This window comes from Mariprofundus micogutta (genome assembly GCF_001895085.1).
GTDB lineage: Bacteria > Pseudomonadota > Zetaproteobacteria > Mariprofundales > Mariprofundaceae > Mariprofundus > Mariprofundus micogutta.
The window spans coordinates 42,371-54,404 of the sequence record NZ_BDFD01000005.1; the positions used below are offsets into that span (position 1 = coordinate 42,371).

Here is a 12,034-nt window from a genome sequence, read left to right on the forward strand (position 1 = left end):
TGCTTCATCAGGTAATTGATATTCCGGTCATTTACTAACACAGCTTTGGGAAATATGATCATAGCTATGCGAATCGGTATCCCCAAAGAGATAAAAAATCATGAACATCGTGTAGCACTGAGCCCTGCTGGAGCGGCAGTACTGATTGCTGCTGGACATCAGGTGGTTGTTCAGTCTGAAGCCGGCTTAGATAGCGGTTACTCCGATGACAGTTATTTACGGGCTGGTGCAGAGATAGTCACTGATGCATGGCAGGCCTGGGGTCAGGAACTGGTTGTGAAGGTTAAAGAACCTCAGCAGATTGAATATGAATATCTTCGAGGCGATCTGATTCTGTTTACATTTCTGCATTTGGCAGCATTCCCTGAACTGGCGGGCGTTCTACGCGATAAGAAAACATGCGCTATTGCTTATGAAACGGTTCAGACTGATGCAGGGCTGTTGCCACTGCTTAAGCCGATGTCAGAAGTGGCCGGGCGGGTCGCAGTACAACTGGGCGCCAGTTTTCTTCAGAAAGAGAATGGCACTGCATTTCCCGGCAAAGGCTGCTTGCCCTGCGCTATCGGTACAGCGCCTGCAATGCATGCGGTTATACTCGGTGCAGGTAATGTGGGCATGAATGCAGCCGACGCTGCAGCTGGGCTTGGAGCAAGGGTTACTTTGCTGGAACGAGATGAAAAACGAATCAAGCAACTACAGCGCGAAACACATAAAAATATCACAGTCATGCACTTCTCGCATGACTGTTTTTACAGCCTTTTGCCAGATTGTGATCTGCTTATTGGTGCCACACTGATTCCCGGTAAACATGCGCCTGAATTGCTGGGGCGAAGTGATCTCAGGCAGATGCAGAATGGCAGTGTTTTTATTGATGTCTCTATTGATCAGGGGGGGATCAGCGAAACCTGTAGGGCAACGAGTTATGACGAACCTGTATATGTGGAGGAGGGGGTTATTCACTGCTGTCTTCCGAATCTGCCTGCAGCCGTACCTCAAACCAGTACAAGGGCATTAACAGAAATTACACTTCCCTATATTCAATCAGTGGCTGATTTGGGTGTGGATGGTGTGATAAAGAGTCATCCGGCATTGCAGAGGGGCATAAATACTTTGGCAGGAGAGATCATTCATCCTGCAGTTGCCGCGTCACTGTCCAATAAGGTGATTCGTTAGATAGTTTCTTCTACATATGATGTGACTTGTTTGAGGACACTGAGCAGGCCATTGGGGACCTTCTGACATAATATTGATGTGTAGATTACTTCTTCTTTCACTGTCGCCTGATGGGTGATCAGGATGCGGCCTCCGGAAAGAATCACGCCATTACAGATCGGTTCACCAAAGCCACCACATAGTGACATGCGTCTTGTGGTTTCCATCACCATCGGTGAATAGAGTGCGAACTCTTCACCTTCCGGCGCTTCTCCAACCTGTGTAATCAGATTTCCTTCACCATCAATGATAATGATGCATGTCATATCACGCTCTGTTCTCAGCTTTTCCAGTTTATCTTGAATAGAGATAAGCGCCTCCAGTCTGAAACCCGTTCAGTTGCATTGATGTGATGAAGTAGTATCACCACTGTGGGCAATAAGTTCAAGTATAACCCGATGAATCAGCTCTCTGTTATCATGGTGTAATGGCGGTAACATGATATTTTTGCAGCTCTTCAGGCACATACCAGTGTTCGCTATTATAACCTATGCCGGCAGGCGCCGGTTTGATGCCGTGGAAACGCTTATGCATCACAGGCAGTGAGTAGGGGGCAAACAGGAATACCATGGGCACATCGTTGTAAATCTCTTGCTGCATGATGTCGTACTGCTGTTTGCGCAGTTTTCGGTCAAAGGTTCTGCGCGCATTGTCCAGAGCTGCGTCTACCTTGTTATTTTTATAGGTCAGGAAATTAAACTGTCTTGGACCGGTTTGGGATGAGTGCCAGATGGTGTATTGATCGGGGTCCGGGGAGAGTGACCAGCCGAGAATGACTGCATCAAAATCACGTTTGTTAATAAAGTTCTGAATAAATGCTGACCATTCGATCAGCCTGATGTTGATGCTTATACCAACCGTTTTCAGTCGTTGCTGCATAATAGTTGCGGCATCAGAGCGTTGTTTGTTGCCGTTATTGGTTAGGATGGTGAAGGAGAGTATTTTGCCATCCTTGTCGATCAAACCATCACCATCAGAATCTGACCAGCCGGCTTCAGCAAGCAGGGAACGCGCTTTTTCGGGGTCAAACGGGCGCGGCTTTAGTGTTTCATTCACCCAGTATGTGCCGGGTTTGTAGGGCGTGGCAATAGTTTCACCCAACCCCAGTTGTACGCCATCAAGGATCTCCTGGCGATCAATGGCATAAGCAATGGCTTCGCGTACTTTTTGATTATCAAAGGGTTTTCGTTGCATGTTGAAACCCAGATAAGTGTAAACAAAATCAAGGTATTTATAGCGATTGTAGTTATGTTTCAGCGTTGCCTTGGTATCAAACAGGCGAGTGTACTGCATGGGGCTTAAACCGACTGAATCAAGACGTCCGGCAGTAAGCTCCAGAAATTGGGTGGCGCGATCGGGAATAATGCGTGTCATGCGCTCGCTGATCCAGACTTCTCCGTCAAAATAATCCGGATTCGCAGTCAGGGTGATGGATTGTTGTGGTTGCCACTGGGCCAATCTGTAAGGACCTATCGTCGCCTGAGGCTGGCGTGACAGCCTGGTGTCCATAATATTTTCACCTTCAAACACATGCTTTGGCAATATCGCCAGTGATGACCATGAGGAGAGGGCGGGGGAGAATGGTTCATCGTAATGGACGATGAAAGTGCGCGGATCCGGGGTCTCGATACTTTTGACCAGCATATAATCGGCTTTGTATGCGCTTTGTGTGCTGTCACTCTGCATCAGATCCACGGTAAAAGCGCAATCAGAGGATGTGAATGGTTTCCCGTCACTCCAACGTAGTTCAGCACGTAACTTGAACGTGATGCTTTTATTGTCGGCTGAAACCTGCCAAGACTCGGCCAGTTGTCCGGTCAGATTCAGGTTTTTGTCGTATCTCAATAGTGAGAGGTAAAGTTGGCCTGCAACAGCATGGCTGGAAGCATCGCCTGCGATCATGGGAATAAGATTGGTTGCATCACCGATGCTGGCTTCGATCAGACGATCACCCCTGACAGGTGTATCTGTATAGGCTTGTGCCAGAAAGTCAGTAGATGTATCCCCGTTTTGCCCTGATTCAGTACAGGCACTCACTGAGAAAATCAGGGCGATAAATGCAGTGAGCTTTACGGTGTTCAGCTTGATTCTACCCTGCGTGCGAGAACCCACAATGTATCTCCTGCGCGTATCTTTCTTTTTAGTGAGAGGCTGTTAACCCGTGCAATGGCTTTGACCGTTGTGCCAAAGCGTTTGGCAATGCGCCATAGCGAGTCACCTGAGCGAACTTTGTAACGAATCCGGTGGCTGCCAGGCAATAGCGGATTTTCATTGGCGCTGGCTTTGGCCAGTTGATTCGCCGGTACTTTCAATCGTTGTCCGGCACGAAGGTATTTGCCTAGCTTGCGGTTCAGCTGTTTTAACATCTGTACAGTTGTGCCGTGTGCCTTGGCGATGCTCCATAAAGAGTCGCCCTTTTGTACCCTGGTGTGTACAAATTTCGGACCTGCATGTTTTATATTGCTGTGAACATTATTGAAATTCGATTCAGGCACATGAATGGTAACCGGATGAGAAAAATACTGAGCCTGATTCAAGCATGGGTTGAAACGAAAGATATCGTCTTTTTCCATGCCACTGAGGGTTTCAAGTGCGCGAATATCAACCGGAGGCTGCAGCTGTATCATTCTGGTTTTGATGGGATCGGGAAATGCAACCATGCCTTTGTTTAACAATGAAGCCAATCCAATGGCTTGCTGAACATATGCACGCGTGGCTGATGGAATCGGCATTTTTTCCAGGCCATCTGCAATGTTCCATGGATTCTTCCTCAATTGTCTGGATAAGCCATTGGGGCCCATATTATATGCCGCCAGTGCCAGAGGCCAGTTGTCAAAACGGTCATGCAGCTGTTGAAGGTATTGTATGGCAACAGTAGATGAGCGATCAATGTCGCGCCTGCCATTGAGTTTATGATTTGAATGCAGGCCAAGCCACTTTGCTGTTTTTGGCATCAGCTGCCACAGCCCGAGAGCTCCGGCATGTGAGAGGGCATAAGGGTTGTATGTTGACTCGATGACCGGAAGTACCTGAAGTGAAACAGGTGCATTTAATTCATTCAGCTTTGCAATCAGGCGATACCTGACAAAACGGGAGCGTTCAGTAACTGTATTCCAGCTCTGACTGAAATGCTTTCTGGCCTGGGCCTCTGCGATCAGCAAATCGTTATCACTAAGGCTTTTTAACAGCGGGTCAATACGATGGTTGTGCAATGACTGCGATGAGACTGATGAGGAGAAAATCAGGCAGGTGAGCAGCAGTGTACCTAGCCTGATAAGCATAGTCGTTGTTGGCATTGTCTTCCTGACAATTGAAGGCATGAGAACGGGTTCCGGTTATCGCGTGGTACAATGATGCTTAAAACAGGTCATCATATTCCGTTTCATCATCGAAATCATCATCCGCGCCAGCTTCCACAAGGGCATTGCCAAGCAGGGTTAATGCAAGCATTTTGCTGCCTTCTTTTTCACGCGCATCAACAGGAATCACCATGACATCGCCTAGCCCCAGCAGAGAAGCAATTTCATCAACACTTCTGGCTCCCGGCAGATCTTGTTTGGTTGCACCAACAATGACAGGCAGGTCAACATGTTCAGCATAATAATCAAACATTTTTTTCATCTCGGCCATTGATTCATCACTGGTACTGTCTACCAGAAAAATAGCTCCGATGGCTCCTCTGGAAAGGATATTCCACATAAAATTGAAGCGGGACTGACCTGGTGTTCCAAACAGGTGAAGCTCCAGCATATCATCAACTTTGAGGATACCAAAATCCAGTCCTACCGTGGTCATCGCTTTGAGTTCAGCAACGGAATCAGTGGCTGAAACGTCAGTCGCAGCGACCTGTGAATCGCTGAGATTCTGGACCATGGTGGTTTTGCCTGCGTTAACCGGTCCGGTAATAACCAGTTTTACAATCTGTTTTTCTTCGCCCTGCATTAAAGCCCCCTGATCCTGTTGATAATTCTGGACAGGATAGAGACCTTGCCTCTTTTCTTTTTCGCAGGTCGTTGTGTATTTACCTGCTGCGTTCTCGTACTGCTCTGTGCACCGGCATTCAATGGTGCAATCAGCCCCAGAATATAAGTGGCCATCATGACTCTCAGACGGACCATTTCATCGCGGGAATTTTCAGATTGGGAAATGTAATTCTGCATGCGAAGTACTCCATTCTGTTGGTACATCATATGCATTTTCATATAAGCGGAATTATCCTGGAAAGCATAGCGTTGCATGGGATAAAGTCTGACTACGAGCGGAGGTAGACGCATGACAAAGCTGAGCAGTGCTGCGCGTGTTTCGGCATTAAATGTGTAACCTGCAAGGGCTGCGGAAATAGCCTGAGGTGCAAAGATTCTTTTGCTGCTGGTAGGGTTGAAGTCGGAGGTGGTGACTACATTCACGTTATCAGATTCGAAAATCGCTCTGAGTTTAGTGCTCACTTCATCATAGGAGCCTTCAAAGCCAGCTCGCTCGTAATAAATACTTTCCGTATTATTTCCCACCGTATAATCAACTCGCGCAGGTTTCTGGTTGATGATCATACGACGGAGATACACAAGTGAATTCATTCTAGAATACCTTCTCCAAGCCCGATATGTTAGGGAATATACAGACTGACCGGGTAGTCGCAAATAGAAAATGCGCTGCTAATGCACAACAACGGGAAGCCATGAGGTATAGGTGCGGTGCTCCAGCCGCGATTTTTCCACATGGATGATCCGGGTGTGATGGGTTAGAGATAACAGTGTGAGAACTCCCTGTGATCATAACAGGGAGTTCTCTCGTTGCTAGAGAATCTGGCCGAGTTGACTCTGAGCCTGCCTTGCTTCCAGAAAGACCAGACCAAGATTTGCGCCCTGGGATACTTTTACAATCAGTGAAGCACGGTGTTCAATATCGAAAAGCAGGATGCCTGCGTTGGCACCACGGATGTTTACTTCCTGAAAGTCACCAACTTTCAAGGTGTCTGTTACACGTTTGGCCAGGCTTGCCAGTGCAGCACCCATGGCAGCTGCCGCATCGCCCTGATCACCGTCCAGTTTGTTGGCAATCATCATGCCATCAGGACTGATAACACCGCTTCCCTGAATGTCGGATGTCGCCATTTTCAGTTCATCAAGTACAGCATTGATTCTTTCTTGTTTTGTAGCCATATCAATCTCCTTGTTCAGTTATAATTGAATTATGCAGGTAATTTGTAGATCTCTTTCATCGCGTCGGCACCAACATCAAGACCTTCAACCCAGTCGATGAATTGAGTCACCATCTCTTTGCCCTTGAACATGGCACCGTGTTGTGGCGCAATAATTTCGATATCCAGTTCACGCACCATTTTAGCCCATAGCTGACAGGCCGTGTTACTGCCCATATAACGTTGATGGAAGCCCGCCATGTGGCCGGTATGTGCTTCGAAGTCCTCAACAAAGCGGTAATCTACAAGCGCAGCACCAAGGTCGCCGGTATAAAGAATTTTCGAGATGGGATCATATACATGGAAATTGCCGGCAGAGTGCAGGAAATGAGCCGGTATAATCATCAGTTCACAGCCTTCAAGATCAAGTTTTGCGCCCTGGTCAGGAATCTCTTTCATACGATCCATAACGCTTCCATCAACGCCGAAGTGGGCGACAAAGCGTTTCCAGATGGCAGACAGATAGGCATCTGCATCGGTGATCATCAGCCAGCCGTTTACCGAAGCGACAATGTCAGGATCCTGATGTGAGAGAAACAGGTATTTCAGGGCAGAGGGTGCAAGGTGCTCCGGCATGGCCGCCATAATTTTCGAATAAACCTTGTGTCCACCGGGATCAAGCAACATGCCTTTGCCTTTGTGAATAATCAGATGCTGATTAGCAGAGACCATTTCGCCCTCGGTGAAATCTTCAAAGAAGATGCACCGGTGTTCATCATTTTCAAAAAGTATATCTGCCATACATGTCCTCCTAACTATGTATTATGTAGTTAATTCTCTTTACGCTTGCTCTCTATCCATATCCATCACCAGAGCAATTCGATCCCGAAGTGAATGCAGTAGTTTTCTCATGCCTTTCGGTACAGATGGGGTGTCCATGACCAGAACGAAGGGTTCACCGTTAATTTCGATATCCTTAATAACCATCAGATGACTGTCTTCAAGCACAAGTGCAACACAGGTAATGCTATTGTACTCGCCCAGACGAACCGCATGTTCACCAACCCGGATCAGTTCCGGCGCGATGGCAGCCATGCCTGCATGAGCTATTTTTCCTGCATGGCTGACTGGCCAGCCGTTTTTGTCAGCCAGCAGCAGTGAGTGCATCTTATGCTGTAGACGTGTCTCTTCGAGAATTGCCTGAAGTCGCGTTTCTAAAGTTAAGCCAGATGAATTTTCCAAGCACTTCCTCCTGTCGTAGCAGGCCTATTTAACCTTAATCAGGCTGAGGTTTCCATGGAAAATATTATTGCCTGACTCAAATAGCTACTGTGTTGAATCCGCTTATCTGTATATAGTAAGCGTTCGCAGTTTCGTGCCGGGGAGAAATAATGGATAGCTATATTATTGGCAGTCTCTCTGATGAGATAAAGGTCAATATCGATGTTATTGATGGACTGTTGTGCCAGGCACCGCAAGTTTTGTCTCATGGCGGTGCATTTACGGGTAAGCCGGATACTCAGATTTATGCGGATGAGACCTGGGTATTAAAAATTAATTCCCGACGCAGTTTTACGTCTGAAACTGTTGCAGAGAGGTGGTGTAAGCTTCAGATCGAGAGAGAAAAAGAGTATCAAATATATCATCCGGATCGTACATGGTTGATGATTCATGATGAGAACTGGCTGGTGGCAAATATCTCACCCAGGCTAAAACCGCTGCACATGTTTGATTTCGGCACCTTTTCTGCAGAAGAACGGGTATGGGCCTTTTCAGAAATAATGCGAATATATTGTGAATTCACGGTGCGTTTTGATAAGCGGCTGGATGAAGGGTTGTCTAATTTCGGGTGTCTGCAAGGTAAGCTCTGGTATCTGGATGATGATATTTATGCCTGGGATAACTTTTCATCGTTCTCGGCGATGTTGGCAAACTGGTTGAGAAAATCAGACGAGTTGGGTCTTGATGTTCAATCGTGGAGTTTGTTGGGGAACTCCTTATGGCCACGACTGAGGTCTTATTCTTCATCGGCAGATGATGTTGTGCATGAAGCACTTGTTGATCAGTTTGTAGGGGGGGACGAAGCTCTGAAGCAGGTTTTTCTGGCAGAACTCAGGCCGTCCTATCGGATTGAGATGGCGCAGGCTGCATCGGGTGATTTCTCTCCACTTGAACCCATAGGTCTGATTGCTGATGTGCATGCCAATTTACCGGCGTTTGAAGTGGTTCTGGCCGAGTTTTCAAGGCGTGGTATTTCGCAGATAATGATGCTGGGTGATATTGTTGGCTATGGGCCTCATCCTAAGGCATGTATTGCACTGGCCAAACAACACGGTGTGTTTTGCGTGAGGGGGAATCATGATCACTACGTAGCTCATAACGGAGATGTCAGGGTGGCATCCAGCAGTCTGGCGAAATGGACGCTGGATTGGACGCTGAGTCAACTCGATGATATGGATAAACAGTGGTTAGGGGCTTTGCCTGTTCGGCATCGGATGCCCGGCTGGATGGCAGTGCATGGCTCGCCGATTGATAAAACATTTTTTAATGGTTATGTGTATAACATGACGGCAGAAAAGAATCTGGATCATCTTCGAACCATAGATATTCCCATATGTTTGCACGGCCATTCGCATATTCAGGGAGTTTATGCCATGAAAAACAGGATGGTTCAGCCATATATCTGTTCGGAACGGGTGAACCTGAGTGATTTCAGTGCATCACTGGTATGCCCGGGTTCGGTTGGGCAGCCGCGCATGGGTGTAGCGCAAGCAGAAGGGGCTGTGTTCTATCCGGATAGCCTGGATCTGGAGCTGTTTTCTCTGCCTTATGATATTGAAAAAGTTGCTGCTGATATGGAAAGCTTTGATTTTCCAGCTAAAGCAATCGAGCGCTTGCGAGAAGGAAGATAACAGCCGATTACGTATGAGTGGTTAGTTTGTTTGGCCTTATGGGCACTGTGGCGCGACTTGCTCCAGCGCCTCTCGAGCCGCCATCCAGCCTGCTCCCAGGCTGATGTTCGTGCGGGTCACCAGAATCAGCAGGTAGTCAGGTTTTGTCGGCACGACGGCCATGAAGTGAAAAGTGCCGTCAGTAGTCATCTGAATTTCTTTGATATGGTATTTAATTTCTTCACCACGTTGCGCAGCCATCATGGTTTCAACAGCTGTGATTGTTTTTCCACGAAACATATCAACGGCCGCGGCCCCAACTGCATCAACATAGGATTGTGTGAAGTAGGGGACATTATGATGTGCACCCAGCAGCAGGCCGTTATTCAGATCCACGACTGCTGCAGCCAGCGCGCCATCGAGTTCATTAACAAGGTTCTCAAGCGTTGTGTTCATGGGCTTTACCTCTCCTGAGCTTCTTGCATTACGCGTTTAACCAGCTCTTCCAACAAGGCGGGTTGTCTCTCGGCTGAAGGTGCTTTTTCTTCTTCCTGTTGTTTCTCTTCATGCTGTGATTTGTTAATTAATTCGACAATCACTTCAACTTCTTTGCGGGCGTGGCCGAGCAGCATGCCGAGTTTTAATTCGCGGCTACCCATCAATCCCAGCAGCATATCTTCACCTGCATGAATCAATGCAACAGTACGCCCTCTGGATTGCGTAACCACCTGAATACAGTTGTCATCTCCACCCTGAATGGCCAGGGCATCACCAAGAGAAAGCATGGAGGAGCACATGGCGGAAAGTGCATCAGCTTCAATTTCAACAGACGATGCATAAGCCACAGGCAGGCCGTCGACGCTGCAAAGTAAAGCGGCATCAAGGTGCGTTTCTCTTTCAACCAGGCGTGAAAGCTCTTTACTGCAGGCTTCTTTATAGTCGCTCAATTACTGCTCCTGTTATTCATTTCCAGTCAGGGCTCTGGACAAACATGCTACGATTTTTTTGATCAATGTCTGTACGCCAGTCGGGACTCTACTGCACAGTATTGACAAATATATTGAGTCGCCATCAATCTTGGCTTCATGCATAATCAACATGCGCCCACCCTTTAATACCAGGGCGTTACATATGGGGTTACCCAAATCAGCAATTGCTGACATTTTCAGGGAAGTTTCCATCATGGATGTCGAATATGGTGCAAAGTCTTCACCCGGTGATTCGCCGACTTCAGTCATTACCAACCCCTCATCATTCGAAGCCAGGATGAAAATAAGATTCATTTCCTGCCGCAGCTGTTCAAGCTCATCATGAAGTGAAATACTCTATCCTCCTGTAAAACAATGTAAAACAATCAAAATTTACGTATTCAGCTGGTGGGTGTCAATCATGAGGCAAGGTGACAAGTAGACATACTGCCTCAATTTAACGCACTGATCGCTTTACAATGTAACGGAAATCACACAATTCTCTATAACAGGCGAATTGCAGTTGCAGGGAATCTGCTATGGCTTGTTATTCGCTATCTTCAAAGCCAAAGCGGCGGATGTGTTGAACGCGCAGGGCGCCGTCATAGGTGATTTCGAGCCCGCGTTTTTTCATGTCGCCGCTCTCTTCATCTTCGAATTCTTCGTAATAGGTGACGCGATTCGGATGCAGTGTGCTATTCAGCATGGGGGTGCCAAGTGCCTGCTCGACCTTGAATTTTGTCATGCCTTCAAAAATTTGAGCTGATTTTTCAGCACTCAGTCGGTTACCCTGATGGATTGGTTCATACATGCAGCCTGCCAATAGCAGTGCTGCAGATGTCAAAGCTGCTGTAATAAACTTCATGCTTTGTGCTCCACTGGCCCACGGTGGCCATTTTCCAGAAGTGAAATGTAGTCTTGCATACCTTTTTCCAGCGACCAATCGGGTTGCCAGTTCAGAACCGTTTTACTTTCATTGAGATCAGCTTCGGTATGCTCCTGATAAAATGAAAAAGGATTGTCGATGTATTCAATATCAACTTTAATATCAAGCAGTTGTGTTAGATTATTAATGATATCATTGAATGATCTTGCCTTGCCTGAGCCCACATTGCAGACACCAGAGCGAGGCGCATCGAGAGCTGCAAGATTGGCGGAGACAACATCGCGGATATAAACAAAGTCACGTTTCTGTTCACCATACTTGAACAGACGTGGCTGCTTGCCTGATTTTAATTGCTCATAGAGCTGCAGGATCATGGATGCGGTTTTGTTGCCATCTTTCTCATTCTTATGTGTTTCACCGGGGCCATATACATTGAAGTAACGCAGCCCGATAATCGGAGCGCTATGTTTGTCATGCCAGCGATAGGCAACTCGGTCCATAGCAAGTTTAGAAAAGCCATAAATATTCTCGGGCTCTTCTCCCTTGCCTACACAGTTCGGTGCAGGTGAATTGCCATAGGTGCCGGCAGATGACGCGTAGATAACCCGAGTACCAGAGCGTGAGCTTGCTTCAAGAATATCGGCAAAGGCATTGGTGTTGACTTCAACCATCAGACGCTGATCCATCACTGTAGTGTCGGTGATAGCGGCCTCATGATAAATTGCAGAAAATTCACCGTTGGCAATCTCATCCAGCAGGGCCGGGTCATTGCAGTCAGCAGCGCGCACCTCGCAACCGACATGGATCAGGTTGCGCCAGTCTCCTGAGGAGAAGTCATCAACAACCAGTACATCCGTTCCCGGACGTTGAGACAATGCAGCTGCTATATTGGAGCCAATATAACCGGATCCGCCGGTAATCAGAATTCTTTCACTCATGC

15 protein-coding genes are annotated in these 12,034 nt (G+C 47.3%); 2 read left to right on the plus strand and 13 right to left on the minus strand.

What is annotated here, in order from left to right; genetic code table 11:
* The first annotated feature begins 66 nt into the window (after positions 1–66).
* Positions 67–1,173, plus strand: a complete 1,107-nt coding sequence (gene ald, locus MMIC_RS04085) for an alanine dehydrogenase (RefSeq protein WP_072659257.1) — start codon at positions 67–69, stop codon at positions 1,171–1,173.
* On the opposite strand, the gene MMIC_RS04090 is transcribed toward ald, so the two are convergent.
* The 8 genes from MMIC_RS04090 to MMIC_RS04125 all read right to left on the minus strand — a co-directional run bounded on the left by MMIC_RS04090 (position 1,170) and on the right by MMIC_RS04125 (position 7,591).
* Positions 1,170–1,478: a hypothetical protein gene (locus tag MMIC_RS04090; protein ID WP_072659184.1), complete on the minus strand. Its 309-nt coding sequence runs from the start codon at positions 1,476–1,478 to the stop codon at positions 1,170–1,172. The two genes, ald and MMIC_RS04090, sit on opposite strands and share 4 nt — an antisense overlap.
* A gap of 151 nt (positions 1,479–1,629) precedes the next feature.
* The gene (locus MMIC_RS04095; protein WP_227819349.1) at positions 1,630–3,324 is read right to left on the minus strand and encodes a peptide-binding protein; all 1,695 of its coding nucleotides are present in this window, start codon (positions 3,322–3,324) and stop codon (positions 1,630–1,632) included.
* Positions 3,291–4,508, minus strand: coding sequence for a LysM peptidoglycan-binding domain-containing protein (locus MMIC_RS04100; protein WP_171966452.1), 1,218 nt, complete (start codon positions 4,506–4,508; stop codon positions 3,291–3,293). Before MMIC_RS04100 ends, MMIC_RS04095 begins: the two co-directional genes overlap by 34 nt.
* Positions 4,509–4,569: 61 nt before the next feature.
* Positions 4,570–5,154 carry a GTP-binding protein gene (locus tag MMIC_RS04105; protein ID WP_072659186.1) on the minus strand — a complete coding sequence of 195 codons (585 nt, stop codon included), beginning with the start codon at positions 5,152–5,154 and terminating at the stop codon, positions 4,570–4,572.
* Positions 5,154–5,786: a hypothetical protein gene (locus MMIC_RS04110; RefSeq protein ID WP_072659187.1), complete on the minus strand. Its 633-nt coding sequence runs from the start codon at positions 5,784–5,786 to the stop codon at positions 5,154–5,156. The genes MMIC_RS04105 and MMIC_RS04110 overlap by 1 nt, the downstream gene beginning before the upstream one ends.
* Positions 5,787–6,005: 219 nt before the next feature.
* The gene (locus tag MMIC_RS04115; RefSeq protein WP_072659188.1) at positions 6,006–6,371 is read right to left on the minus strand and encodes a roadblock/LC7 domain-containing protein; all 366 of its coding nucleotides are present in this window, start codon (positions 6,369–6,371) and stop codon (positions 6,006–6,008) included.
* A 29-nt stretch (positions 6,372–6,400) separates the two neighbouring features.
* Positions 6,401–7,150 (minus strand): oxygen-binding di-iron domain-containing protein, encoded by a 750-nt coding sequence (locus MMIC_RS04120; RefSeq protein WP_072659189.1) that lies wholly within the window; start codon positions 7,148–7,150, stop codon positions 6,401–6,403.
* 39 nt (positions 7,151–7,189) lie between these two features.
* Complete coding sequence (locus tag MMIC_RS04125; protein ID WP_072659190.1) at positions 7,190–7,591, minus strand: hypothetical protein; 402 nt, start codon at positions 7,589–7,591, stop codon at positions 7,190–7,192.
* A gap of 149 nt (positions 7,592–7,740) precedes the next feature.
* Between MMIC_RS04125 and MMIC_RS04130 the strand changes: the two genes are divergently transcribed.
* Positions 7,741–9,261, plus strand: a complete 1,521-nt coding sequence (locus MMIC_RS04130; RefSeq protein WP_072659191.1) for a metallophosphoesterase family protein — start codon at positions 7,741–7,743, stop codon at positions 9,259–9,261.
* A gap of 36 nt (positions 9,262–9,297) precedes the next feature.
* On the opposite strand, the gene MMIC_RS04135 is transcribed toward MMIC_RS04130, so the two are convergent.
* The 5 genes from MMIC_RS04135 to rfaD all read right to left on the minus strand — a co-directional run bounded on the left by MMIC_RS04135 (position 9,298) and on the right by rfaD (position 12,032).
* Positions 9,298–9,696, minus strand: a complete 399-nt coding sequence (locus MMIC_RS04135; protein WP_072659192.1) for a roadblock/LC7 domain-containing protein — start codon at positions 9,694–9,696, stop codon at positions 9,298–9,300.
* A gap of 5 nt (positions 9,697–9,701) precedes the next feature.
* Entirely contained in the window at positions 9,702–10,187 is a 486-nt protein-coding gene (locus tag MMIC_RS04140; RefSeq protein ID WP_072659193.1) for a roadblock/LC7 domain-containing protein, read from the minus strand.
* Positions 10,188–10,199: 12 nt separating this feature from the next.
* Positions 10,200–10,478 (minus strand): hypothetical protein, encoded by a 279-nt coding sequence (locus tag MMIC_RS04145; protein WP_227819350.1) that lies wholly within the window; start codon positions 10,476–10,478, stop codon positions 10,200–10,202.
* 277 nt (positions 10,479–10,755) lie between these two features.
* Positions 10,756–11,073, minus strand: a complete 318-nt coding sequence (locus MMIC_RS04150) for an outer membrane protein assembly factor BamE (RefSeq protein ID WP_072659195.1) — start codon at positions 11,071–11,073, stop codon at positions 10,756–10,758.
* Positions 11,070–12,032, minus strand: a complete 963-nt coding sequence (gene rfaD, locus MMIC_RS04155) for an ADP-glyceromanno-heptose 6-epimerase (protein WP_072659196.1) — start codon at positions 12,030–12,032, stop codon at positions 11,070–11,072. The genes MMIC_RS04150 and rfaD overlap by 4 nt, the downstream gene beginning before the upstream one ends.
* Between the last annotated feature and the right edge of the window lie 2 nt (positions 12,033–12,034).